Source organism: Parageobacillus sp. NEAU-HV-2 (genome assembly GCF_059115485.1).
The window spans coordinates 618365-644123 of sequence record NZ_JBXUJJ010000001.1; the positions used below are offsets into that span (position 1 = coordinate 618365).

A 25759-nucleotide genomic window follows, 5' to 3' on the forward strand; every position below is an offset into this window, starting at 1 on the left:
AATTCGTTCATTGGAGTGAATCGTTGTGGCAAAACGGAAGCGGCAGAAAAAAACAAAAAAGCCGAAAAAGCAATGGAAAGAGGCGTTTCGTTTCGAATTGCTCGGACTTGCTATGTTAGCAATTTCCGTGATTGCAATAGCCCACCTTGGGCTCGTAGGAAAAACGCTTGTGCTTGTGGCGCGTTTTTTCTTGGGCGAATGGTATATGCTGCTGTTAGTAGGTTTGTTTATCTTGTCGTTTTATCTCATCTGGAAGCGCGCTTGGCCTTCGTTTGCCAACCGCATTTGTCTTGGTTCCTATATTATCATTTCCGCGCTTTTGCTTTTAAGTCACGAAAAGCTGTTTGATTTGTTGTCGCGCCGGGGACAATTTGATCCTAGCGTGATCCGGACAACGTGGGAATTGTTTTGGAATGAAGCAAGCGGCAAAACCGCGAGTGCGGACTTAGGCGGGGGGATGGTCGGAGCATTTCTGTTTGCTGCAAGTTATCAACTATTTGATGAACTTGGCACAAAATGGATCTGCTTTATTCTTTTTCTCATCGGCATCGTCTTTCTGACGGGGAAATCGCTGCGGGAAACACTCGGAAAAGCGGCAGTGCTGTTTCTTTCATTTCTGAAACAGCAATGGCTGGCGTTTATAGCTGATATGAAACAGTTGAAACCCCAAAAAAAGACACGCAAACGGCGGAAACCCACTCCAGCGCCTTCTCCTGGTAGTGACAGCATCGACGAGGAGCGGACTGCACAGGAAGGGGAAGTTTTCTCGCCGCCGATTATTTCTGATTTTACCGCTGCCCGCTCGAGTGAAACCGAGTATGAACCGCCTGAAGAAAGTGGGGAAAATGGAGAAGAAGAGTCTCCGCCGCTGGCGTTTTCCGAGATGGAAAATATGGATTACCAACTGCCGCCGCTTGAGCTGCTGCATTTGCCGAAGCAAACTGGTCAGGTGAAGGATCATGCCAATATTTATGCGAATGCGCGCAAGCTGGAAAAAACATTTCAAAGTTTTGGCGTTAAAGCGAAAGTAACGCAAGTTCACCTTGGCCCGGCGGTGACGAAATATGAAGTATACCCAGATGTCGGCGTGAAAGTAAGCAAAATCGTCAGTTTAAGCGATGACCTTGCGCTTGCCTTAGCGGCGAAGGACATTCGCATTGAAGCTCCGATTCCTGGGAAATCCGCTATTGGTATTGAAGTTCCGAATGAAGAAATTGCCACCGTTTCGTTGCGGGAAGTGTTAGAAGCGATTGATCACTACAAACAGGAAGCAAAGCTGTTAATCCCATTAGGCCGCGACATTTCCGGCGAAGTCGTGGTCGCAGAGCTGAACAAAATGCCGCATTTGTTAATCGCCGGGGCGACTGGCAGCGGCAAAAGCGTATGCATCAACGGCATTGTCGTCAGCTTGTTGATGCGGACAAAACCGCACGAAGTAAAACTCATGATGATCGATCCGAAAATGGTAGAATTAAGCGTCTATAATGGCATTCCACATTTGCTGACGCCGGTGGTGACCGATCCGAAAAAAGCGTCGCAAGCGCTGAAAAAAGTAGTGCAAGAAATGGAGCGGCGCTATGAATTGTTCTCGCACACCGGCACGCGCAATATCGAAGGGTATAATGAATATATACAGCGTCATAATCAAGAAGCAATAGAAAAACAGCCGCTTCTTCCATACATTGTCGTCATTATCGACGAGCTGGCCGATTTAATGATGGTCGCTTCCTCTGATGTGGAAGATTCGATTACACGGCTCGCGCAAATGGCGCGCGCAGCCGGCATTCATTTGATTATCGCTACCCAACGACCGTCGGTGGACGTCATTACCGGCGTCATTAAAGCCAATATTCCGTCGCGGATCGCGTTCAGCGTTTCCTCGCAAACGGATTCGCGCACGATTTTGGACATGGGTGGCGCGGAAAAGCTGCTAGGCCGCGGCGATATGCTGTTTTTGCCAATGGGCGCTTCCAAACCGGTGCGCGTCCAGGGAGCGTTTGTTTCCGATCAAGAAGTCGAAGAAGTGGTCGAGTTTGTGATTTCCCAGCAAAAAGCGCAATACTATGAAGAGATGATGATTAGCGAGGAAAGCGACGATACGTCATTTGACGATGAATTATATGAGGAAGCGGTGCGTCTTGTCGTAGAGATGCAAAGTGCTTCCGTCTCCATGCTGCAGCGGCGTTTCCGCATCGGTTATAACCGTGCGGCCCGTCTCATTGATGCGATGGAAGCGCGCGGGGTCGTCGGCCCATATGAAGGAAGTAAACCGCGTGCCGTGTTGCTTTCGAAGGAAGATATCAAAAAAACGTCATAGGAAAAAGAGGAACAGGCGATTGCTGGCCTGTTCTCCTCTAAAAAATATGTCACATTGGAAGCGCTATCAATCATTATTTTTCTTTTTCGACAAAATTTTTATTAACTATTTATTTATTTTTAAAAAAATGGTATAGTAATGTCAAAAAGATTACATGTCTAATGTCAGAGGTCTGATATCTAAAAATGAAGAAAGTGGAGGATTTTCTGATGTCGATCAAATCAGACAATCGCCATCTATATTTGCAGGTGATTGATCGCATTAAACATGATATCGAAACTGGTGTATATAAAGAAAAACAAAAGCTTCCTTCGGAATTTGAGCTGGCAAAGCAACTCGGCGTCAGCCGCGCCACTTTGCGCGAGGCATTGCGGGTGCTAGAAGAAGAAAACGTTATTATCCGCCGTCACGGCGTCGGAACGTTTGTCAACGCAAGACCGCTGTTTACTTCCGGCATTGAGCAGCTGAGCAGCGTGACCGATATGATCCGACAGGCGGGACGAAAACCTGGAACGATCTTTTTATCTTCTTCCGTTCAGCAGCCGACCGAAGATGATGTGCGAAGATTTCAATGTTCGCCAGATGATGACATCTTGCTCATCGAACGGGTTCGCACGGCGGACGGAGAGCCTGTCGTCTATTGCATTGATAAAATTTTATGCAAATATTTGCCGAAAGGAATTTCTTATGAGCAAGAGTCGCTATTTGAAAATTTGCATCATCAAACCAATCGGGACATTGCTTATGCGGTAGCCCGTATTGAGCCGCTCGGCTATCATGAGAAAGTGTCGCCGATTTTGCAATGTGAGCCGGAAACGGCGCTTCTTGTATTAAAACAAATGCATTTTGATAAAAACGATGAACCGATTTTTTATTCCATTAACTATTTCCGCTCCGATAAATTTAGCTTCCATGTCATGCGTAGACGCATCAGCTTTTAAGGAGGTGAAACCGAATACATAGAAAAGCGAGGATGATTTTATACTATCGAAGAAGAACTATTTTTTGAATTAGGGGGTAATGGACAATGAAGAAGCGATTTGGAATTGCGCTGTCTCTAGTTTTAGCAGCAGGCACTTTACTAGGTGGCTGTGGTGGACAAGGAGGCAATAATGCCGGCAACAACAAAGATACGTTTAGCGTCGCGATGGTAACGGACGTCGGTGGGATTGACGACAAATCGTTTAACCAATCCGCTTGGGAAGGTTTGCAAAAATTCGGGAAAGATAACGGCTTGAAAAAAGGCCGCGGCGGCTATGATTATTTGCAATCGGAAAGCGATGCGGATTATGCGACTAACTTAAATAAACTTGTGCGCAGTGACTTTGATTTGATTTACGGAATTGGCTTTTTAATGGGAGATGCAGTGAAAGAAGTTGCAAAACAAAATCCGAAAAAACATTTTGCGATTGTCGATACCGTGGTTGATGAACCAAATGTGGCAAGCATTACGTTTAAAGAACATGAAGGCTCGTTCCTTGTCGGTGTCGTTGCTGGCTTAACGACAAAAACAAACAAAATCGGTTTTATCGGCGGGATGGAAATTCCGTTGATTGAGAAGTTTGAAAGCGGGTTCCTTGCTGGTGTCAAAGCTGTCAACCCAAATGCGAAAGTGGAAGTGCAATACGCCGGAGCTTTTGACAAAGCCGATAAAGGAAAAGCGATTGCATCGAGCATGTATGCTTCCGGCATCGATGTCATTTACCATGCTGCTGGGGCAACAGGAAACGGCTTGTTCTCGGAAGCGAAAGACTTGAAAAAGAAAGATCCGAACCGTGAAATTTGGGTCATTGGCGTTGATAAAGACCAAGCTCCTGAAGGCGTAGTAGAAGTAAACGGAAAAACGTATAACGTTACATTAACATCGATGGTAAAACGAGTCGATGTTGCCGTCAATGACGTGGCAAAACGGGCGAAAGACGGCGATTTCCCAGGAGGCAAAGTAATTGAATACGGTCTGCCAGAAAACGGGGTCGGCATTGCGCCAACACAAGATAACATCAAGCCAGAAGTGTTAAAAGCAGTAGACGAATGGAAGCAAAAAATTATTAAAGGCGAAGTAAAAGTTCCGACAAACCGAAAAGAATATCAACAGTTTGAAGCGTCGTTAAAAAAATAACTGAATAAAAAGGCTAGTGTGTCTCGCGCTAGCCTTTTTATCCACAAAAATCATAAAATGAAAGGCCGCAATGGTAGATTGCGTCCTTCCATTTTATGATTTTACCTTGTTGAAGTAAGGAGTGAATAGATTGGAATATGTGATTGAAATGTTGAATATCCGCAAAGTATTTGGTAATTTTGTCGCGAACGACAACATTACATTGCAAGTAAAAAAGGGGGAGATTCACGCGCTCCTTGGCGAAAACGGAGCGGGAAAGTCGACGTTGATGAACGTGTTGTTTGGCCTCTATCAGCCAGATGGCGGTGAGATTCGCGTTAAAGGGCAAAAGGTCCACATTACTGACCCGAACGTAGCCAACGATCTTGGGATCGGCATGGTGCACCAGCATTTTATGCTTGTCGATACGTTTACGGTAACGGAAAACATTATTTTAGGCAGCGAACCGAAAAAAGGCGGTATGATCGATATAAAGCGGGCGGAAAAAGAAGTGCGCGAGCTGTCGGAACGGTACGGGCTTGCTGTCGACCCGACGGCGAAAATTGCCGATATTTCCGTCGGCATGCAGCAACGTGTGGAAATTTTAAAGACGTTATATCGCGGGGCGGACATTTTAATTTTTGACGAACCGACCGCTGTATTGACACCGCAGGAAATCCATGAACTGATGCAAATTATGAAGAAGCTTGTCAAGGAAGGAAAATCGATTATTTTAATTACGCATAAATTAAAAGAAATTATGGAAGTGTGTGACCGGGTGACGGTCATTCGCCGCGGAAAAGGAATCGCCACGTTAGACGTTGCGGAAACGAACCCAAATGAGCTCGCCGCGTTGATGGTCGGTCGCGAGGTGCAGTTTAAAACAGAGAAAAAACCGGCGCAGCCAGGCAAACCGGTGTTGGAAATTAAAGATTTAGTCGTGAAAGATGCGCGCGGCGTGACGACGGTGAATCATTTAGATTTAACGGTGCATGCTGGAGAAATTGTCGGCATTGCCGGGGTGGACGGCAACGGACAGACAGAGCTGATCGAGGCGCTGACAGGATTGCTAAAGGTGGAATCGGGAACAATTTTGCTCAACGGCCGTGATATTACCAATTTTCCGCCGCGGAAAATTATTGAAGCCGGTGTCGGCCATATTCCGCAAGACCGTCATAAGCACGGGCTAGTGCTCGATTTTCCGATCGGCGAAAACATGGTGCTGCAAACGTATTACAAGCGTCCATATTCCAAACGCGGAATTTTAAACTTTAAAGCGATTTACGAAAAAGCGCGGCAGCTGATCGCCGAATTTGATGTGCGCACTCCTGATGAGTATACGAAAGCACGCGCTCTTTCTGGGGGGAACCAGCAAAAAGCGATCATCGGCCGCGAGGTAGATCGGAATCCAGACTTGCTGATTGCGGCCCAGCCAACGCGCGGGTTGGATGTTGGAGCCATTGAATTTATCCATAAACGGCTTATTGAACAGCGTGATCAAGGCAAGGCAGTGCTGCTTGTTTCTTTTGAATTGGATGAAGTAATGAATGTTAGTGACCGTATTGCCGTTATTTATGAAGGGAAAATTGTGGCCGTCGTCAATCCGAAAGAAACGACGGAACAAGAGCTTGGATTGTTAATGGCAGGAAGTAAACGGAAGGAAGCAGGTGTGTCCTCATGAATTCAAGTCGGCTTAATCAATTCTTCGTTCCAGTGCTGGCGGTTCTGTTAGGGATGATCGTCGGCTCGATCGTCATGATTGTCAGCGGGTATAATCCAGTTGCCGGATATTCCGCGTTGGTATACGGAGCATTCGGCGATCCGTACTACATTGGGGAGACGATTCGCCAAACGACGCCTTATATTTTATCGGGGCTTGCTGTTGCGTTTGCTTTTCGCACCGGTTTGTTTAACATCGGTGTGGAAGGGCAGCTTATTGTCGGATGGCTCGCAGCGGTATGGGTCGGTGTATCGTTCGATTTACCAAAGGTGATTCACTTGCCGCTTGCTATTTTAGCGGCAGCGTTGGCAGGCGCTCTATGGGCGTTTATTCCAGGGATTTTAAAGGCGTATTTAAGGGTGCATGAAGTGATCATTACGATTATGATGAACTACATTGCGCTTCATGTCACGAACGCGATTATCCGCTCTGTTTTATCGGATGAAGGGTTTAAATCCAAGCCAGTCCATGAAAGCGCGTCGCTTCGTTCGGATTTTCTCGATGCTATTACGTACCATTCTACGATGCATTACGGTATCATTATCGCTATTATTGGTGCAATTATCATGTGGTTTCTCCTTGAGAAAACAACAAAAGGATTCGAGCTGCGCGCGGTTGGGTTTAACCAGCACGCTTCACAATATGCAGGAATGAATGTAAAAAGAAATATTATTTTATCGATGGTCATTTCCGGAGCTTTTGCCGGTGTGGCCGGAGCGATGGAGGGCCTTGGCACGTTCGGCAACATTTCGACGAAAGCCACGTTTACCGGCATTGGATTTGACGGAATTGCGGTGGCGTTGATTGGCGGCAACAATGCTTTCGGAATTTTGCTCTCGGCATTATTGTTTGGCGCGCTGAAAGTCGGGGCGCTGGAAATGCCGTCGAGTGCTGATGTGCCAACCGAACTCGTAGATATTATTATTGCACTCATTATTTTCTTCGTTGCGTCTAGTTACATCATTCGCTTGTTACTATCTCGTTTGCAAAAGGGGGCGGAATAAGTGAATATTTATGAAGTATTGCAAGTCATTGTTCCTACCGCCATTTTCTTTGCTGCTCCCCTTATTTTCACGGCGCTTGGCGGCGTATTTAGCGAACGTTCCGGCGTTGTAAACATCGGATTAGAAGGATTAATGATCATTGGTGCGTTTGTCAGCGTTGTCTTTAACTTGACGTTTGCCGATCGGTTTGGAGAGCTTACTCCATGGCTTGCCTTGCTTGCCGCGATGATCGTCGGTGCCGTCTTTTCGCTGCTTCACGCCGTTGCCTCGATTTCATTCCGTGCCGATCAGGTCGTCAGCGGAGTGGCGATTAACTTTTTGGCGCTTGGTTTATCGCTCTTTTTAGTCAAAAAAATGTACGGAAAAGGGCAGACAGACCAAATTCAAGTTGGATTTGACAAAATTGACGTTCCGGTATTAAGCGACATTCCGATTATTGGTCCGCTCTTTTTCTCTAACGCGTACATTCCGTCGTATTTGGCGATTATTTTGGCGTTTGTCGCCTGGTATGTCATTTATAAAACGCCGTTCGGCCTTCGGCTTCGCGCGGTTGGGGAGCACCCGATGGCGGCGGATACAATGGGGATTAATGTAACGAGAATGCGCTATATTGCCGTCATGATTAGCGGAGTGTTAGGCGGACTCGGCGGGGCGGTGTATGCGACGATTATTTCCCGTGATTTCAGCCATGCGACGATTTCCGGCCACGGCTTTATGGCGCTTGCGGCGATGATTTTCGGAAAGTGGCATCCGATTGGAGCGATGGGGGCGGCGTTATTTTTCGGGGTTGCCCAAAGTTTAAGCATCGTCGGGCAAACGATCCCGTTTTTAAAAAATGTACCGACGGTCTATTTGTTGATTGCTCCATATGTGCTGACGATTTTGGCGCTTGCCGGCTTTATCGGCCGTGCGGAGGCACCGAAATCTTTAGGCACTCCTTACATTAAGGGAAAACGGTAAACGAATAGAAAAAGAACCCGAACAAGCTCGTCGGGTTCTTTTTGCTTTCATTTGCATTTTCTGGTTTGAGAAAGGTATATTGTTGATAAGGTGAACACAACAATAAAAATATCCGTAAGATTCATTGCAAAGGAGGAGTTCGATTGGTCAATGAAAAAATAACGACGGTTCAACAAATTAACGTCCATACCATTCCGACTGATAAATACAAAACGAATACACTCGTATGGAAAATGAAAGCGCCGCTTGCCAAGGAAACGGTTACGCTGCGCGCCCTCTTACCTTATGTATTGCAAAGCGGCACGGCGAAACATCCAAGTGTCAAGCAGCTGCGGACGTATTTAGATGAACTGTACGGAGCAACATTAAATGTGGATTTAACGAAAAAGGGTGAAAATCATATTATTACGATTCGCATCGACGTAGCGAATGAGGTGTTTTTGCAAGAGAAAACGCCACTTTTAGAGAAAGCGCTTCAATTGCTGGCAGATATTGTGCTTTGTCCTGCCATGGAAAACGGGCGATTTGTCGACGAGATTGTCGCTCAGGAAAAACGGGCGCTTAAGCAGCGCATTCAAGCTGTTTATGATGATAAAATGCGCTACGCCAGCTTGCGGCTCGTTCAAGAAATGTGCAAGGGGGAACCGTACGCTTTACATGCCAATGGCGAGCTGGAAGATGTTGACGGCATTACCGCGGAACAGCTGTTTCAATATTATCAAAAAACGCTTTCCGAAGATGAAATCGATTTGTACGTCATTGGCGATGTCCAAGAGGATGCGGTGCTGCAAGCGGTGACATCCCATTTTTCCATGCCAACCCGCACCGTCCGTTCATCAGACGGAACACAATTGGCGCATAAAGCGCCGGAGAAAGTGAACGAAGTGGTTGAAAAACAAGATGTCAAACAAGGAAAATTAAATATCGGCTACCGCACGAACGTCACTTACGATGATGATGACTATTATGCGCTGCAAATGTTTAACGGCATTTTCGGCGGTTTCTCCCATTCCAAATTGTTTATCAACGTGCGTGAGAAAGCGAGTTTAGCGTATTATGCTGCTTCGCGTTTGGAAAGCCATAAAGGGTTATTAATGGTGATGTCGGGCATTGAGCCGTCAAATTATGAAAAAGCGCGGCAAATTATCGAAAAGCAAATGGAAGCGATGAAAAATGGAGATTTCACCGATGAAGAAATCGCGCAAACGAAAGCGGTCATTCGCAACCAACTGTTAGAAACGATCGATACTCCGCGCGGACTAGTGGAAGTGCTTTATCACAACGTCGTTTCCAAGCGGAAACGACCTCTCGAAGAATGGCTCTCGGGTGCCGACCTCGTAACTCGTGAAGATATCGTGCGCGTGGCGGGCAAAGTCGAGCTCGATACGATTTACTTTCTGACTGGAATGGAGGGAGCGGAACAATAATGGAAAAAATGGTATACGAACAGCTGCAGGAACAGCTGTTTTATGAAAAAATGGAAAACGGTTTGGATGTATATATTTTGCCGAAAAAAGGATTTAACAAAACGTATGCTACGTTTACGACCAACTACGGATCAGTCGATAATCAATTCGTTCCACTTGGCAAAACAGAGATGAAGCGGGTTCCCGATGGCATTGCCCACTTTTTGGAGCATAAATTGTTTGAAAAAGAAGACGGTGACGTGTTCCAGCAGTTCAGCAAACAGGGCGCATCAGCGAACGCATTTACGACCTTTACGCGCACCGCTTATTTATTTTCTAGCACCGCCAACGTCGAGAAAAATTTAGAAACGCTCCTTGATTTTGTGCAAAGCCCTTACTTTTCCGACAAAACGGTGGAAAAAGAAAAGGGAATTATCGGCCAGGAAATTCGTATGTATGATGATAATCCCGACTGGCGCGTTTACTTTGGCGTCATTGAAAGCATGTATCAAAACCACCCGGTAAAAATTGATATTGCCGGTACGGTCGAGTCTATTGCGCAAATTACGAAAGACCTTTTATATGAATGTTATGAAACATTTTATCATCCGAGCAATATGCTACTTTTTGTTGTCGGGCCGGTCGATGAGCAAAAAATAATGCAGCAAATTCGCGATAATCAAGCGAAAAAATCGTTCCCGAAAGCGCAGGAAGTCGAACGATTTGTATATAAGGAGCCAAGCGAGGTCGCCGAGAAAAAGAAAGTTATCCCGATGCATGTGCAAACGAACAAATGTTTTGTCGGGATTAAAGCTCCATCCGTCCCTCCAGCCGGCAAAGAAAAATTAGTTCATGAACTGGCGTTCAATGTTTTGCTGGACTACTTGTTTGGGAAAAGTTCGCCGCATTATGAACGATTATACCGGCTTGGGCTCATTGATGAAACGTTTATGTATGATTATACCGAAGAGCGCGGGTTCGGCTTCGGTATGGTTGGCGGCGACACAAGCGATGCCGATCGGCTGAGCGAAGAAGTGAAGCAAATTTTGCTTTCCTTTTCCATTGATGCGGTGAAAAGTGAGGAACTAGAACGGGTTAAAAAGAAAAAAATCGGCGCGTTTTTGCGCTCGCTAAATTCTCCGGAATATATCGCCAACCAGTTTACGCGCTACGCGTTTAATGAGGTCAGCTTGTTCGATGTTGTTTCTGCCTTGCAATCATTGACGATGGAACAAATCGGGGAAATTGCCAAACAATGTTTCTGTGAATCGCAAATCGCTGTCTGTCAAGTAGTTCCAAAAGAGAAAAAGTAGCATCCTTCTCATGAAGGATGCTTTTTTAGGGGGATCGTTATGAAATACGCGCTGATTACCGGAGCAAGCGGCGGAATCGGAACAAGCATCGCCCGCCAGCTTGCCGCCGACGGCTATGGGCTTTTATTGCATTACAACCGCCGCCGGGAGCCGGTCGAAATGCTGAAAAAAGAACTGGCAACCACACATGTGGTGCCGATTCAGGCCGATCTTGCAGCGGAAGATGGCGTGGATGTGCTTCTTTCGCAAATAAATCGCCCGGTCGATGCCATGGTGTACAACAGCGGAAACAGCTATTACGGCCTAATTACAGATATGAGCGACGAACTGGTGCAAAGCATGGTACAGCTTCATGTGACAAGTCCGATTTTATTAACGAAAAAACTGCTGCCGTCCATGATTGCCAAAAAGCAAGGAAACATCGTCATCGTTTCTTCCATTTGGGGGTTAACCGGGGCGGCATGCGAAGTCGTCTATTCGATGGTCAAAGGCGGACAAAACGCGTTTGTGAAGGCGCTCGCGAAAGAACTAGCGCCGAGTGGCATCCGCGTCAACGCCGTCGCTCCTGGAGCAATTGATACGGATATGTTGCGCATATTTTCGAAAGAGGATTTGCAGGCGATGGCGGATGATATTCCAATCGGACGGCTCGGCACGGCCGATGAGGTCGCCAAAACGGTGTCCTTTTTAATTTCCGATGCTGCTTCTTACATAACCGGGCAAATTATTTCCGTCAACGGCGGCTGGTACTGTTAAGTATATTTTATGAAAAAGCAGGCAAACTATCCTTGAAACGAAAAACAAGGAGGTTACACATATGTCTGTATTAGATAACTTTGAACAATGGAAAGACTTTTTAGCAGAACGCCTTCAACAAGCACAGCAGCAAGGATTGAACCAACAAGTGATCTCGGACGTCGCTTATCAAATCGGAGACTACCTAGCGGAACATGTAGATCCGAAAAACCCGGAAGAACGGCTGCTCGCTGACCTTTGGAGCGTCGCTGACGAACAAGAGCAGCATGCTATCGCGAACGCGATGGTAAAATTAGTACAGCGAGAATCATAACAAATAATGAGCAAGAGAGGGAGTCCCTCTCTCTTTTTTTATTCCCGTCCCTTTTCGGTTGCTTTTCCATTCGATATTATAGTAGTATGAACTTATCATAGGTAGTTTGTGCGGGCATTTGCGAATGAGGGAGGAGACGGGATGGGAAAGCAAGAGTGGTATTTAGAATACGAAATACATATTAACCGTCCGGGGCTGTTAGGGGATGTTGCTTCCTTATTAGGAATGTTGTCGATCAATATCGTGACGATTAACGGCGTGCGCGATTCGCGGCGCGGCATGTTGCTGCTTTGTGATAGTAATGAACAAATTGAACGGCTCTCTACCATTTTGCAAACGATGGATAATATTACCGTAACGAAGCTGCGTCAGCCGAAACTGCTTGACCGCCTTGCCGTCCGCCATGGCCGTTACATTCAGCGGGATGCCGATGACAAAAAAACATTCCGCTTTGTCCGTGACGAGCTCGGACTGCTTGTCGATTTTATGGCGGAAATTTTTAAAGAGAAAGGTCATAAGCTGATCGGCATCCGCGGCATGCCGCGTGTCGGCAAAACGGAGTCGATCGTCGCGGCTAGCGTTTGTGCCAATAAGCGCTGGCTCTTCGTCTCATCGACGCTCATTAAACAGACGGTGCGCAGCCAGCTGATCGAAGACGAATATAGCGAAGACAATATTTTTATTATTGATGGTATTGTGTCCACCAGACGGGCGAATGAACGGCATTGGCAGCTGATTCGCGAATTGATGCGTTTGGAGGCGACGAAAGTAGTGGAGCACCCGGATATTTTTGTCCGCCATACCGAATATACGCTAGATGACTTTGACTATATTATTGAACTGCGTCATGATCCAAATGAAGAGATTACGTACGATGTTATTGATCAGCCGTCTCTGTTTGGAAACGATGGCTTTTCAGAATTTGATTTTTAATCAAAAAGTGGAAGGTGTTTATCGTTGACAGAATTAGGTAAACGTTTAAAAGAAGCGAGAGAGGCGAAAAACATTAGTTTGGACGAGCTGCAAGATATGACAAAAATTCAAAAGCGCTATTTGATCGGTATTGAAGAAGGAAATTACGCCATCATGCCGGGAAATTTCTATGTCCGCGCGTTTATTAAGCAATATGCGGAGGCAGTTGGACTTGATCCGGAACAAATATTTGAAGAGTACAAACAAGATATTCCACAATCTTACCAAGAAGAGGTTCCTCAACCGCTATCGCGGGTGAAAACGCGGCAGCAGCTCTCCCCGGAAAGCACGAAATGGCTTGATTTGCTTCCGAAGCTGCTTATTGCCGCCGTTGTTGTCGGCATTGCCGTCATCATTTGGCTGCTTCTACAAAATAATGCCGAAAATAAACAGGAAAGCCTGGTGAAAAAAGAGACGACAACAGAAGTCGAAAGTTCGGAAAACTCGCCGCTTGAGAAAGCGAAAGAAAAAGCGAAAAAACAGGAGAGCCAAAACAAACAGGAAAAAGCCGGCCAACAAACAAAAGAAGCGCCAGCACCGAAAGCAACGCTTAACGTCATAGAAACACGCGGTAACTTATCGACGATTGAGCTGACTAATAGCGAAAAATTTGTCATTGAGCTGACGTCGAAAGGAAATTCATGGGTAGAAGTATACAACACAAAAGGCCATTCTTTCTTTAAAGGTAGTTTAACGAACGGACAAACGCAGACATTTGATTTGTCCGCTGAGACGGAAGTGTTTGTGAAAATCGGTCGTACGCTCGATGTGGACATGAAAGTAAACGGACAACCTTTCACCTATCCAATCGATCCAAAAGACGAAGTATTCCAGAAAATGAAGTTTATCTTTAAAAAATCATAGGGGTGAAATGGAAAACGGTTTTGAACCAAGCCGACAGGGCGTTAAACACCATTGAGGTGTTTGTCCATGAAAGGTTGGCAAAACAAGAGTGAATGCCTGCACGCAGGTGTAGGAAAAACTCTTTAATACGTCAGAACCCACCGACTTCAGTCGTGTGGAGGTTCAGATGCTGACTAGCGGAGGTATTTAGAGTGAATCTGCCTAATAAAATAACAGTAGCACGCATTATGCTCATACCGTTATTTTTAATTGTCATGCTCGTTCCGTTCGGGTGGGGCAGCGTGAAAATCGGCGCGGCCACGCTGCCGGTTTCCCATTTGATCGGGGCGCTGATTTTCATTATCGCTTCGACGACAGATTGGATTGACGGCTATTATGCCCGTAAATATCAACTTGTCACCAACTTAGGGAAGTTTTTGGACCCGCTCGCGGATAAACTGCTTGTCTCGGCGGCGCTTATTGTGCTTGTCGAGCTTCACTATGCGCCGTCGTGGATGGTGATTGTTATCATTAGCCGTGAGTTTGCCGTGACAGGGCTGCGGCTCGTGCTGGCCGGCGAAGGAGAGGTAATGGCTGCCAACATGCTTGGCAAAATTAAAACGTGGACGCAAATTATAGCGATTTCCGCCCTTCTTTTGCATAACTTTCCGTTTTCGCTTCTGGCGTTTCCGTTTGCTAAATTAGCGCTGTGGGTAGCGGTCATTTTTACGGTATGGTCTGGCTGGGACTATTTTGCGAAAAATAAACATGCTTTCTTGCATTCCAAATAGAAATATATATGCAGTCCAATAAAGGGGGCGCCTTGATTGAACGCGGAGATTATTGCTGTCGGCTCCGAGCTGTTGCTCGGACAAATCGCCAACACCAATGCGCAGTTTTTGTCGCAGCAGCTTGCCGAGCTTGGTATCAACGTTTATTTCCATACCGTTGTCGGCGATAATGCCGCTAGGCTTGAGCAGGCGGTAAAAGTGGCGCAAACAAGGGCTGACCTGATTATTTTTACCGGTGGGCTCGGTCCGACGAAAGACGATTTAACGAAAGAAACGATCGCCCGCCTGCTGCAGCGGGAGCTGGTGACGGATGAGGAAGCGCTTCGTTCCATTGAAGCTTATTTTGCCCGCACAAACCGAATCATGACGGAAAATAATAAAAAGCAGGCATTGGTGCTCAAAGGCTCTACCATATTAAAAAATGAGCACGGCATGGCGCCGGGGATGGTGATTACGATCGATTCCATTACCTATATGCTTCTGCCCGGACCGCCAAAAGAAATGCAGCCGATGTTTCGCAAATACGGTCGCGCTTTTTTGCTAGAGAAGCTTGGACACGAGGAACGCATTGAATCGCGCGTATTGCGCTTTTTTGGCATCGGCGAGTCAGAGTTGGAAACAAGAATTGAAGACTTGATTGATCAGCAGTCTAATCCGACGATTGCCCCGCTTGCCGGCGACGGAGAGGTGACATTGCGCTTGACTGCGAAGCACCGCTCGGAAGCAGAGGCAAAAAGACTGCTCGACGAAACGGAAAAGAAAATAGTAGAACGCGTCGGCGCCTATCTTTATGGCTATAATGAAGAAACATTATTTGAAAAGGCGATTCAGACGCTAAAAGTGCAAAAGAAAACGGTGGCAGCGGCTGAAAGCTTGACAGGTGGGCTTTTCCTGGAGCAATTGACAGCTGTTCCCGGCGCCTCCCAAGTGGTTCGTGGCGGGGTCGTCTGCTATACGAATGACGTAAAAGAAAAAGTGCTTGGCGTCCCCTATGCCGTGTTAGCAGCGGACGGCGCGGTAAGCGAACAGTGCGCGCGCCTGTTGGCGGAAAATGTCCGCACGCTCTGCCAAGCGGATATCGGCATCAGCTTTACCGGCGTGGCGGGTCCAGACCCGCTTGAAGGAAAGCCGGTCGGTACCGTGTATATCGGTATTTCTACTTCTAAACACGGCACCAATGTCTATCCGCTCACCTTATCCGGCCACCGTGATGCGATTCGCATCCGCACCGCGAAATACGGCTGCTCCTTTTTATTAAAAACATTGACGGCTGCAGAATGAACGCAGCCGTTTCTCCCCTTGTTGTTCCCCGCTTTTTCGTCTATCTTCCCGATGGAGATTGTTTCTATTTTCACCACAAGAAAACGAATAGACGTTCGATTTTTTGCTTGGCAACAACCGTAAAAAACGGTATAGTATAAGTAGTTGAGAAAAAAGGAGGAGTTTGTTAGTGAATCAAGACCGTCAAGCCGCCTTAGAGCAGGCGTTGAAACAGATTGAAAAACAGTTTGGCAAAGGCTCGATTATGAGGCTCGGTGAACAGACAGACCGTAAAATTTCCACTGTATCCAGCGGATCGCTGGCGCTTGATATCGCTTTAGGAGTGGGCGGCTATCCGCGCGGACGTATTGTTGAAATATATGGACCTGAATCTTCCGGGAAAACGACCGTTGCCCTTCATGCGATTGCCGAAGTGCAGAAGCAAGGGGGACAAGCGGCATTTATCGACGCGGAGCATGCGCTTGATCCGATTTATGCACAAAAATTAGGCGTCAATATCGATGAGTTGCTGCTGTCTCAGCCAGATACGGGCGAGCAGGCGCTCGAAATCGCAGAAGCACTGGTGAGAAGCGGTGCGGTCGACATTATTGTCATTGACTCCGTTGCGGCGCTGGTGCCAAAAGCGGAAATAGAAGGGGAAATGGGCGATGCCCACGTTGGTCTGCAGGCGCGCTTAATGTCGCAAGCGTTGCGCAAATTATCGGGAGCGATTAATAAGTCGAAGACCATCGCTATTTTCATCAACCAAATTCGTGAAAAAGTTGGAGTTATGTTTGGCAATCCGGAGACAACGCCAGGCGGCCGTGCGCTAAAATTTTATGCTTCCGTCCGCCTAGAAGTGCGCCGTGCTGAGCAAATCAAGCAAGGTAACGACATGGTGGGAAATAAAACGAAAATTAAAGTCGTGAAAAATAAGGTGGCTCCACCATTTAAAACAGCGGACGTAGATATTATGTACGGAGAAGGCATTTCCCGCGAAGGCGAAATTATCGATATGGCATCGGAGCTCGATATCGTGCAAAAAAGCGGCTCGTGGTACTCTTATAAAGATGAGCGCCTCGGCCAAGGGCGGGAAAATGCGAAACAGTTTTTAAAAGAGAATCCGCATATTGCCGAAGAAATTGCCCAAGAAATCCGCAAACATTACGGCATTGAATCTTCTAGTGTTAACGGTGTCGGCGAATTACAACAAGACGAGTTTGGGCTTTTGGAAGACTAAATGAGAGAGGAACGCGATTCCTCTCTTTTTTATTTCCATTTATTGCAGGTGTGTACTTCCTATATCTTGACAATCATTTTTGCCACCTTTAAAATTAACATGTATATTTTTCAAAAAAATAAACGATAAAAGCCCGTGACTCCGGCTGATGGAAGCGGTCCGTGCATAAACAAGTGAAGGAATCGTTTTGCACTGGACCAACTCGCATAATGATGGACGATCATGCAAGGGAGTGCGGTAAGCATTTGCGGAAAATTAGACCGCGTTCGCGTAAAGCGGAAATTCCCATCCATAGGACCGTTCGCTCTATGTACGCTTAATCAACGGGTTGCCGGTGCTTGAAACTCTGATGTTTGCAACGATTGTGCTGTATGTTGAAACGTTGATAACAATGTACATGCCGACAGTTACATCCAACGCATCTGAATTATAGCAAGAGGAGGTGAAAACATGGATTCAATCATCATCTCCGCTTTGCTTGCCTTAGTTGTCGGTGCCGTTGTTGGCTTTTTTGTTCGCAAATCGATTGCAGAGGCGAAAATTGGCGGTGCCCAAGCAGCCGCACAGCAAATTGTGGAAGAAGCAAAACGAGAAGCGGATGCGTTGAAAAAAGAAACGCTTCTTGAAGCAAAAGATGAAATCCACAAACTTCGTACCGAGGTTGAACGTGAAATTCGCGACCGCAGAAGCGAGCTGCAAAAGCAAGAAAATCGATTGCTTCAAAAAGAAGAAAATCTCGATCGCAAAGACGAAGCCCTCAATAAACGTGAGGCGCTTTTAGAGGCGAAAGAAGAAGCACTGAATGAAAGACAACAGCATATTGAACAGATGGAAAGCAAAGTGGAAGAACTCGTGCAACAGCAGCAAACGGAATTAGAACGAATTTCCGGCTTGACCCGCGAAGAAGCACGGCAAATTATTTTGGAACGCGTCGAAAAAGAATTGTCCCATGAAATTGCCGTGATGGTGAAAGAGGCCGAAACGCGTGCGAAAGAAGAGGCGGATAAGAAAGCAAAAGCAATTTTATCGCTCGCTATTCAGCGTTGTGCGGCAGACCATGTCGCGGAAACAACCGTATCCGTCGTTAATTTGCCAAACGATGAAATGAAAGGGCGGATCATCGGCCGCGAAGGGCGCAATATTCGCACGCTCGAAACGCTCACCGGCATTGATTTAATTATTGATGACACGCCGGAAGCCGTTATTTTATCAGGGTTTGACCCAATCCGCCGCGAAACGGCGCGCATCGCCTTAGACAAACTCGTCCAAGATGGGCGAATTCATCCGGCGCGAATTGAAGAAATGGTAGAAAAAGCGAGACGGGAAGTCGACGAACATATTCGTGAAGTCGGTGAACAAACGACATTCGAAGTCGGTGTTCATGGCTTGCATCCGGATTTAATCAAAATTTTAGGACGGTTGAAGTTCCGGACAAGCTACGGGCAAAACGTATTAAAGCATTCCGTCGAAGTGGCGTTCTTAGCGGGACTGATGGCGGCAGAGCTCGGCGAAGATGAAATGCTGGCAAGACGTGCCGGTCTTTTACACGATATTGGTAAAGCGATTGACCATGAAGTGGAAGGAAGCCATGTTGAAATTGGCGTCGAACTGGCGACAAAATATAAAGAACATCCAGTTGTCATTAACAGCATTGCTTCCCACCATGGCGATACTGAACCGACTTCTGTCATCGCCGTGCTTGTTGCCGCAGCAGACGCGCTGTCTGCGGCAAGACCGGGAGCGCGCAGTGAAACGCTTGAAAACTACATTCGCCGTCTCGAAAAATTAGAAGAAATTGCGGAATCGTATGAAGGAGTAGAAAAATCATACGCCATCCAGGCGGGACGCGAAGTGCGCATTATGGTGAAACCGGATGTGATCGATGATTTGGAAGCGCATCGGTTAGCGCGGGAAATCCGTAAACGGATTGAAGAAGAGCTCGATTATCCAGGACACATTAAAGTTACTGTGATTCGCGAAACAAGGGCGGTAGAGTATGCAAAATAAAGTGGCGAAATATTGCCACTTTATTTTTTTTATATTTTGTGCCAAACTTGAACTAGTTACACTTCAGCTTAGAAAGGGATATATGAATGAGGTTATTATTTATCGGCGATGTGGTCGGTTCGCCAGGACGAAAAATGGTAGAACAATATTTGCCAAAACTAAAGGAGAAGCATAGACCGAACATCATTATTATCAATGGGGAAAATGCCGCGGGCGGAAAAGGAATTACGGAAAAAATATACCGCTCGTTTCTTGAGCAAGGAGCCCATGTCGTCACGCTTGGCAACCACGCATGGGATCAGCGCGATATATTTGAATTTATTGATGATGCAAAAGCATTAGTGCGGCCGGCGAATTTCCCGGAAGGGGTTCCGGGCAAGGGGATTGTCTATATACAAATCGAACATATTGAAGTGGCGGTCATTAATCTACAAGGAAGAATATTTTTACCGGCCATCGATTGCCCGTTCAAAAAAGCCGACGAGCTGATCGCCGAGGCGGCGCAGCGCACCTCGATTATTTTCGTCGATTTTCACGCGGAGGCAACGAGTGAAAAGCAAGCGATGGGCTGGTATTTGGATGGACGGGTTTCCGCCGTTGTCGGCACCCATACGCACGTGCAAACGGCTGATGCCCGTATTTTACCAAAGGGAACAGCCTATATTACCGATGTTGGAATGACCGGACCGTATGACGGCATTTTAGGTGTAGACCGCGAAGTAGTGTTAAGAAAATTTTTGACATCATTACCTGTCCGTTTCGAAATAAAAGAGGGAAGAAGCCAGCTGAACGCCGTGCTCATCGATGTAGACATAAAAACAGGGCGGGCGAATAAAATTGAGCGAATTATCATCAATGATGACCACCCTTATTTTGAATAGTCACCGTTTTAGAAATTTTTAAAAATATTTTTCGCCCCGGCAGGAATACTTGTCAAAACAGTGAATATAGTAACAATGAAATCATTTTTTTCGATAAATTTTAGGAGGAAACGAGGGAGGAGCTAGAAATGGAAATATTAAAAGTTTCAGCAAAGTCGAATCCTAACTCTGTAGCTGGTGCACTTGCCGGGGTATTGCGTGAACGTGGAGCGGCGGAAATCCAGGCGATCGGTGCAGGTGCATTAAACCAAGCCGTTAAGGCAGTAGCCATCGCACGAGGATTTGTGGCACCAAGCGGCATGGATCTCATTTGTATTCCTGCGTTTACAGATATTATTATTGACGGAGAAGAGCGGACGGCGATTAAATTAATTGTAGAACCTCGTTAATAGTGTATAGTTTTGATGATAGAAGTATAACCTGTTGGCGCCTTCGTTTTGAAGGCAGGCAGGTTATTTTTACTTTATAAAGGAGGATATGTATGATTTTCGATGCACATTGCGATGCGTTAATGAAATTATGGATGGATCGTTCGTTATCGTTCCAAGACGGAAAATCGCTTCACGTCACCTTGCCGGCGCTGAAAGAGGCTAAGGTCAAAGTGCAGTGTTTTGCCATTTACATACCGGAAACGGTTCCGGAAGAAGCGCGGTTTACTGTTGCGCTGGAAATGATCGATATTTTTTTTGAACAAGTTATCGGGCGGTTTCCAACGCTGAAATTTGTCCGTTCCAAACGCGATATTGACGCGTTAGGAGAAAATGAAATTGGGGCGATGCTAACGCTTGAAGGATGCGACGCAATTGGGACAAGCCTTGTCAAATTAAAAACGTTGCTGCGCCTCGGTGTTTCGTCCGTCGGGCTGACGTGGAACTGGTCCAATGCCGTAGCAGACGGCGCCTGGGAACGGCGCGGCGCAGGGCTTACAACATTCGGAAAACAGGTCGTTGAGCAGCTGAATGAAGCAAAACGTTGGGTCGATGTGTCCCATTTATCGGAAAAAGCGTTTTGGGACGTACTGGAAATCGCGCAATTTCCGATTGCCTCTCATTCGAATACATACCGATTTTGTCCGCATCCGCGCAACTTGCGTGATGAACAAATTAAAGCGCTTATTGCAAAAGATGGCATGATCGGCATTAACTTTGTGCCATATTTTTTAACAAAAGAAAAAGCTTCGATCACCGATGTGCTTCGCCATTTAGAACATGTGTGTTCGCTCGGCGGGGCAAAAAACGTCGGATTCGGCTCGGATTTTGACGGAATCGAAGAGACGGTAAGCGGGCTCGGCACGGTGCGCGATTACGCCAACCTAGTCAATGAGTTGCAGAAACATTATACCGAAGAGGAGGTAGAGCGGTTTTTATTCCGCAATTTCTATGACCATTTGCCGCAGTGATCAATTGCGGCGAATGAACGAAAATCATTTATTTAAAAAATCTAGTGATTTTGTCGGAAAAGTGCTAAACTTATAATTGTAATTTTTGACCGAATTTAAAGGGGTGTAGGAAATGATTCATCAGCTTTCATGGAAAGTCGGAGGGCAGCAGGGAGAAGGGATTGAAAGTACTGGGGAAATCTTCTCCATTGCGCTAAACCGTCTTGGTTATTATTTATACGGATATCGTCATTTTTCTTCACGAATTAAAGGGGGGCATACGAACAACAAAATTCGTGTCAGCACGACACCAGTTCGGTCGGTTGCTGATGATCTCGATATATTAGTAGCGTTTGATCAGGAATCGATTGATTTTAACTTTCATGAGCTCCGCGACGGCGGGATTGTCATCGCTGATGCGAAGTTTAACCCGACGATTCCAGAACGTGAAGGCGTCACGCTATATGCTGTTCCATTTACTGATATCGCAGCGAATTTAGGAACAGCGCTGATGAAAAACATGGTTGCTGTCGGCGCTTCCAGCGCTGTTCTCGGCATCGATATTGATGTGTATGGAGAAGTAGTCCAAGAAATTTTTGGAAGGAAAGGTCAGCAAGTCGTAGACAAGAACATGGAAGCGATCCGCGCCGGTGCGCAATATATGAAAGAACAGCTCGGCGATCGTATGCAAACAATGGAACTGGCCAAAGCCGATGGTAAAAAGCGGATGTTTATGATCGGCAACGATGCGATTGCCTTAGGTGCGCTAGCTGGCGGAGCACGGTTTATGGCCGCCTACCCAATTACACCGGCATCGGAAATTATGGAATACTTAATTAAAAAACTTCCGGATTTAGGCGGGGCGGTGATTCAGACGGAAGATGAAATCGCTGCATGTACGATGGCGATTGGGGCGAACTATGCCGGAGCGCGGGCGTTTACAGCATCCGCAGGTCCTGGTCTTTCCTTGATGATGGAGTCGATCGGGCTGGCCGGAATGACGGAAACGCCGCTTGTCATCGTTGATACGCAGCGCGGCGGCCCAAGTACAGGATTGCCGACAAAACAGGAGCAATCGGACTTATTGGCAATGATTTACGGAACGCATGGAGAAATTCCAAAAATCGTTATGGCACCAAGCACGGTGGAAGAAGCGTTTTACGATATGATCGAAGCGTTCAACCTTGCCGAAGAATATCAATGTCCGGTCATCTTCTTGTCTGATTTGCAGCTGTCGCTTGGCAAACAGACGGTTGAGCCTTTAGAATACGATAAAATTGAAATCCGCCGCGGCAAACTCGTCACTGGCGAATTGCCGGCGCTAGAGAAAAAGGATAATTTTAAACGTTATGAAATCACTGAAGATGGCATTTCGCCGCGTGTGCTTCCGGGAGTGCCAAACGGCATCCATCATGTCACCGGCGTCGAGCACGCGGAAACAGGAAGACCGTCCGAGGTAGCGGGAAACCGCAAGGCACAAATGGAGAAACGTTTACGTAAGCTGCAACATATCCAGTTCAAGACACCAGTGCATAAAAATGTCAAACACGATGAAGCCGATTTATTAATCGTCGGTTTTCTCTCGACGCGCGGTGCAATCGAGGAAGCGATCGAGCGTCTTGAACAGGACGGCGTGAAAGTCAATCATGCGCACATTCGCCTGCTTCATCCGTTCCCGACAGAGGAAATGCTGCCGCTTGTCGAAACAGCGAAAAAAGTCGTTGTCGTCGAGCAAAATGCGACAGGACAGCTCGCCAACATTCTTAAAATGAACGTCGGACATGCAGAAAAAATTGCAAGCGCTTTGAAATACGACGGGAATCCGTTCTTGCCAAATGAAGTTTATATAAAATGCAAGGAGTTGTTATAAACATGGCAACGTTTAAAGATTTTCGTAATGATGTGAAACCAAACTGGTGTCCAGGCTGTGGCGATTTTTCTGTGCAAGCTGCCATTCAGCGCGCCGCGGCAAACGTCGGTCTTGAGCCGCATCAGCTCGCTGTTATTTCCGGAATCGGCTGCTCGGGACGTATTTCCGGTTACATTCATTCGTACGGTTTTCACGGCACCCACGGCCGTGCGTTGCCGCTTGCCCAAGGAGTGAAAATGGCCAACCGCGATTTAACGGTCATTGCCGCCGGCGGTGACGGCGACGGATTTGCGATCGGCATGGGGCATACCGTTCATGCGATCCGCCGCAATATTGACATTACTTACATTGTCATGGATAACCAGATTTACGGCTTAACGAAAGGACAAACATCGCCGCGCAGCGATGTCGGCTTTAAAACGAAAAGCACTCCGCAAGGTTCGGTCGAACCAGCCCTTTCGATTATGGAAATCGCGTTAAGCGCCGGTGCAACCTTTGTAGCGCAAAGCTTCTCGAGCGATTTAAAAGAGCTGACAAGCTTAATTGAAGAAGGAATCAAGCATAAAGGGTTCTCTCTTATTAACGTATTCAGTCCGTGTGTAACGTATAACAAGATAAACACATACGACTGGTTTAAAGAAAACTTGGTGAAAGTCAGCGACATCGAAGGATATGACCCATCTGACCGCGCTATGGCGATGCAAACGGTGATGAAATATAAAGGACTAGTAACGGGGCTTATTTACCAAAATAAAGAACAAAAATCGTATCAGGAACTGCTTCACGGCTACAGCGAAACGCCGTTGGCTGAGGCGGACTTAAAATTAAGCAAAGAAAAATTTGCCGAGTTAGTTTCCGAATTTATGTAATTTGGAAATTGTTCACTCCCAATTAGGTATTGCCTAGTTGGGAGTCATTTTGTTATGATAACATGTTCCGTAATAAACGGAACAAGAAAAGTATTGTTTAAATTTGTTCTCAATTATATACTATGATAATGTGTATGGTGTAGGGAAAATCATTGTTTTCTTGCAGTTCTTAATAGAAAGGAGATCATTATGAACGAAAAACAGCGTTTAGAACAAACAGGACAAATTCAAACAGCTGATCATCCAACGGACAAAAAATCCGCATTGGATGTGTTAAAGGAGAAAACGAGCAAAGATTACGAAAAATATTTTTCGAGCGTATTTATTCCGCCAAACTTAAAAGAAGCAAAAAAACGTGGAAAAGAAGAGGTAAAATATTTTAAAGACTTCACCATACCGGAACAATTCCGCGGCATGGGCAACGGCCGCAAATTTTATATTCGCACATACGGCTGCCAAATGAACGAACATGACACCGAAGTGATGGCAGGTATTTTTATGGCGCTTGGATATGAGCCGACCGACCGTCCCGAAGATGCGAATGTCATTTTGCTGAATACGTGTGCGATCCGCGAAAACGCAGAAAATAAAGTGTTCGGCGAGATCGGCCATTTGAAGCCGCTTAAGCAAAGCAATCCGGATTTGCTTCTTGGCGTATGCGGCTGTATGTCGCAAGAAGAATCGGTCGTCAATAAGATTTTGAAACAATACCAGTACGTGGACATGATTTTCGGTACGCATAATATTCATCGCTTGCCATACATTTTGCACGAAGCTTATATGTCGAAAGAAATGGTTGTTGAAGTATGGTCTAAAGAAGGCGATGTCATCGAAAATCTTCCAAAAGCGCGCAAAGGTAACATTAAAGCATGGGTAAACATTATGTACGGATGCGATAAGTTTTGTACGTACTGCATCGTCCCGTATACGCGCGGAAAAGAACGGAGCCGCCGTCCGGAAGATATCATTCAAGAAGTGCGTCATCTCGCCGCCCAAGGCTATAAGGAAATCACCCTTCTCGGCCAAAACGTCAACGCCTACGGTAAAGATTTCACCGATATAAAGTATGGCCTTGGTGATTTGATGGACGAACTTCGCAAAATCGATATTGCGCGCATCCGCTTTACCACAAGCCATCCGCGCGATTTTGACGACCGGTTAATTGAAGTGCTCGCCAAACGCGGCAATTTAGTCGAGCATATTCATTTGCCGGTGCAATCAGGCAGCACAGAAATACTGAAATTGATGGGCCGGAAATATACGCGCGAGGAATATTTAGAGCTCATCCGCAAAATTAAAGCGGCGATTCCAGATGTGGCGCTGACAACCGATATTATCGTCGGCTTCCCGAACGAAACGGAAGAACAATTTGAAGAAACGCTGTCGCTCTATCGCGAAGTTGAATTTGATTCGGCCTATACGTTTATTTATTCGCCGCGCGAAGGCACACCGGCAGCGAAAATGGCCGACAACGTGCCGCTGGAAGTGAAAAAAGAGCGGCTGCAGCGTCTAAACGCGCTTGTCAATGAAATTTCGGCGCGGAAAATGAAGGAATATGAAGGAAAAGTGGTTGAAGTATTAGTCGAAGGCGAAAGCAAAAACAATCCAGATGTCCTTGCCGGATACACGCGGAAAAACAAGCTCGTCAACTTCATCGGTCCAAAATCGGCGATTGGCAAGCTTGTCCAAGTGCGGATTACCGAAGCGAAAACATGGACATTAAACGGGGAAATAGTAGAAGAAGCGATCGAGGTGAAATAA

Annotated in this window: 22 protein-coding genes; all 22 read left to right on the forward strand. The window is 46.4% G+C overall.

Annotated features, from left to right (window positions below; genetic code table 11):
* The first annotated feature begins 25 nt into the window (after positions 1-25).
* Entirely contained in the window at positions 26-2317 is a 2292-nt protein-coding gene (locus tag AC1WMD_RS03350) for a DNA translocase FtsK (protein ID WP_494255946.1), read from the forward strand.
* Between the two features lie 209 nt (positions 2318-2526).
* Positions 2527-3258 carry a GntR family transcriptional regulator gene (locus tag AC1WMD_RS03355; RefSeq protein WP_043904169.1) on the forward strand — a complete coding sequence of 244 codons (732 nt, stop codon included), beginning with the start codon at positions 2527-2529 and terminating at the stop codon, positions 3256-3258.
* 86 nt (positions 3259-3344) lie between these two features.
* Positions 3345-4436, forward strand: coding sequence for a BMP family lipoprotein (locus AC1WMD_RS03360; protein WP_494255947.1), 1092 nt, complete (start codon positions 3345-3347; stop codon positions 4434-4436).
* 130 nt (positions 4437-4566) lie between these two features.
* A complete protein-coding gene (gene nupO / locus AC1WMD_RS03365; RefSeq protein ID WP_043904171.1) occupies positions 4567-6096 on the forward strand; it encodes a guanosine ABC transporter ATP-binding protein NupO in 1530 nt (509 codons plus the stop codon).
* The gene (locus AC1WMD_RS03370; RefSeq protein ID WP_043904172.1) at positions 6093-7139 is read left to right on the forward strand and encodes an ABC transporter permease; all 1047 of its coding nucleotides are present in this window, start codon (positions 6093-6095) and stop codon (positions 7137-7139) included. The genes nupO and AC1WMD_RS03370 overlap by 4 nt, the downstream gene beginning before the upstream one ends.
* Positions 7140-8099: an ABC transporter permease gene (locus AC1WMD_RS03375; RefSeq protein WP_043904173.1), complete on the forward strand. Its 960-nt coding sequence runs from the start codon at positions 7140-7142 to the stop codon at positions 8097-8099.
* A 143-nt stretch (positions 8100-8242) separates the two neighbouring features.
* Positions 8243-9526, forward strand: coding sequence for an EF-P 5-aminopentanol modification-associated protein YfmF (gene yfmF, locus AC1WMD_RS03380; RefSeq protein WP_043904174.1), 1284 nt, complete (start codon positions 8243-8245; stop codon positions 9524-9526).
* On the forward strand, positions 9526-10818 hold the full coding sequence (yfmH, locus tag AC1WMD_RS03385; protein ID WP_043904175.1) for an EF-P 5-aminopentanol modification-associated protein YfmH: 1293 nt from the start codon (positions 9526-9528) through the stop codon (positions 10816-10818). The genes yfmF and yfmH overlap by 1 nt, the downstream gene beginning before the upstream one ends.
* 39 nt (positions 10819-10857) lie before the next feature.
* Entirely contained in the window at positions 10858-11574 is a 717-nt protein-coding gene (gene ymfI, locus AC1WMD_RS03390) for an elongation factor P 5-aminopentanone reductase (protein WP_043904176.1), read from the forward strand.
* 61 nt (positions 11575-11635) lie between these two features.
* Positions 11636-11887: a DUF3243 domain-containing protein gene (locus AC1WMD_RS03395; RefSeq protein WP_043904177.1), complete on the forward strand. Its 252-nt coding sequence runs from the start codon at positions 11636-11638 to the stop codon at positions 11885-11887.
* 141 nt (positions 11888-12028) lie between these two features.
* Complete coding sequence (locus tag AC1WMD_RS03400) at positions 12029-12820, forward strand: DUF3388 domain-containing protein (protein ID WP_043904178.1); 792 nt, start codon at positions 12029-12031, stop codon at positions 12818-12820.
* A 24-nt stretch (positions 12821-12844) separates the two neighbouring features.
* Positions 12845-13723, forward strand: coding sequence for a helix-turn-helix domain-containing protein (locus tag AC1WMD_RS03405; protein ID WP_043904179.1), 879 nt, complete (start codon positions 12845-12847; stop codon positions 13721-13723).
* A 191-nt stretch (positions 13724-13914) separates the two neighbouring features.
* A complete protein-coding gene (gene pgsA, locus AC1WMD_RS03410; protein WP_043904180.1) occupies positions 13915-14493 on the forward strand; it encodes a CDP-diacylglycerol--glycerol-3-phosphate 3-phosphatidyltransferase in 579 nt (192 codons plus the stop codon).
* A 36-nt stretch (positions 14494-14529) separates the two neighbouring features.
* Positions 14530-15774 carry a competence/damage-inducible protein A gene (locus tag AC1WMD_RS03415; protein ID WP_494255948.1) on the forward strand — a complete coding sequence of 415 codons (1245 nt, stop codon included), beginning with the start codon at positions 14530-14532 and terminating at the stop codon, positions 15772-15774.
* Positions 15775-15943: 169 nt separating this feature from the next.
* The gene (gene recA / locus AC1WMD_RS03420) at positions 15944-16993 is read left to right on the forward strand and encodes a recombinase RecA (RefSeq protein WP_043904182.1); all 1050 of its coding nucleotides are present in this window, start codon (positions 15944-15946) and stop codon (positions 16991-16993) included.
* Positions 16994-17443: 450 nt separating this feature from the next.
* Positions 17444-19000 carry a ribonuclease Y gene (gene rny / locus AC1WMD_RS03425; protein ID WP_043904183.1) on the forward strand — a complete coding sequence of 519 codons (1557 nt, stop codon included), beginning with the start codon at positions 17444-17446 and terminating at the stop codon, positions 18998-19000.
* Between the two features lie 86 nt (positions 19001-19086).
* Positions 19087-19881, forward strand: a complete 795-nt coding sequence (ymdB, locus tag AC1WMD_RS03430) for a 2',3'-cyclic-nucleotide 2'-phosphodiesterase (protein WP_043904184.1) — start codon at positions 19087-19089, stop codon at positions 19879-19881.
* Between the two features lie 128 nt (positions 19882-20009).
* A complete protein-coding gene (gene spoVS / locus AC1WMD_RS03435) occupies positions 20010-20270 on the forward strand; it encodes a stage V sporulation protein SpoVS (protein ID WP_003251598.1) in 261 nt (86 codons plus the stop codon).
* A gap of 92 nt (positions 20271-20362) precedes the next feature.
* Positions 20363-21280 carry a dipeptidase gene (locus AC1WMD_RS03440; RefSeq protein WP_494255949.1) on the forward strand — a complete coding sequence of 306 codons (918 nt, stop codon included), beginning with the start codon at positions 20363-20365 and terminating at the stop codon, positions 21278-21280.
* Between the two features lie 112 nt (positions 21281-21392).
* Positions 21393-23129, forward strand: coding sequence for a 2-oxoacid:acceptor oxidoreductase subunit alpha (locus AC1WMD_RS03445; protein WP_494255950.1), 1737 nt, complete (start codon positions 21393-21395; stop codon positions 23127-23129).
* Between the two features lie 2 nt (positions 23130-23131).
* Entirely contained in the window at positions 23132-23998 is an 867-nt protein-coding gene (locus AC1WMD_RS03450) for a 2-oxoacid:ferredoxin oxidoreductase subunit beta (RefSeq protein WP_494255951.1), read from the forward strand.
* A gap of 189 nt (positions 23999-24187) precedes the next feature.
* On the forward strand, positions 24188-25759 hold the full coding sequence (gene miaB / locus AC1WMD_RS03455; protein WP_494255952.1) for a tRNA (N6-isopentenyl adenosine(37)-C2)-methylthiotransferase MiaB: 1572 nt from the start codon (positions 24188-24190) through the stop codon (positions 25757-25759).

What these genes read in the sequence shown, in the direction of transcription:
- AC1WMD_RS03445 (WP_494255950.1), top strand. Translation starts at nt 21,393, where the DNA reads ATGATTCATCAGCTTTCATGGAAAGTCGGAGGGCAGCAGGGAGAAGGG.
- ymdB (WP_043904184.1), top strand. Translation starts at nt 19,087, where the DNA reads ATGAGGTTATTATTTATCGGCGATGTGGTCGGTTCGCCAGGACGAAAA.
- AC1WMD_RS03450 (WP_494255951.1), top strand. Translation starts at nt 23,132, where the DNA reads ATGGCAACGTTTAAAGATTTTCGTAATGATGTGAAACCAAACTGGTGT.
- rny (WP_043904183.1), top strand. Translation starts at nt 17,444, where the DNA reads ATGGATTCAATCATCATCTCCGCTTTGCTTGCCTTAGTTGTCGGTGCC.
- AC1WMD_RS03355 (WP_043904169.1), top strand. Translation starts at nt 2,527, where the DNA reads ATGTCGATCAAATCAGACAATCGCCATCTATATTTGCAGGTGATTGAT.
- miaB (WP_494255952.1), top strand. Translation starts at nt 24,188, where the DNA reads ATGAACGAAAAACAGCGTTTAGAACAAACAGGACAAATTCAAACAGCT.
- yfmH (WP_043904175.1), top strand. Translation starts at nt 9,526, where the DNA reads ATGGAAAAAATGGTATACGAACAGCTGCAGGAACAGCTGTTTTATGAA.
- spoVS (WP_003251598.1), top strand. Translation starts at nt 20,010, where the DNA reads ATGGAAATATTAAAAGTTTCAGCAAAGTCGAATCCTAACTCTGTAGCT.
- AC1WMD_RS03370 (WP_043904172.1), top strand. Translation starts at nt 6,093, where the DNA reads ATGAATTCAAGTCGGCTTAATCAATTCTTCGTTCCAGTGCTGGCGGTT.
- AC1WMD_RS03360 (WP_494255947.1), top strand. Translation starts at nt 3,345, where the DNA reads ATGAAGAAGCGATTTGGAATTGCGCTGTCTCTAGTTTTAGCAGCAGGC.
- AC1WMD_RS03440 (WP_494255949.1), top strand. Translation starts at nt 20,363, where the DNA reads ATGATTTTCGATGCACATTGCGATGCGTTAATGAAATTATGGATGGAT.
- ymfI (WP_043904176.1), top strand. Translation starts at nt 10,858, where the DNA reads ATGAAATACGCGCTGATTACCGGAGCAAGCGGCGGAATCGGAACAAGC.
- AC1WMD_RS03400 (WP_043904178.1), top strand. Translation starts at nt 12,029, where the DNA reads ATGGGAAAGCAAGAGTGGTATTTAGAATACGAAATACATATTAACCGT.
- AC1WMD_RS03395 (WP_043904177.1), top strand. Translation starts at nt 11,636, where the DNA reads ATGTCTGTATTAGATAACTTTGAACAATGGAAAGACTTTTTAGCAGAA.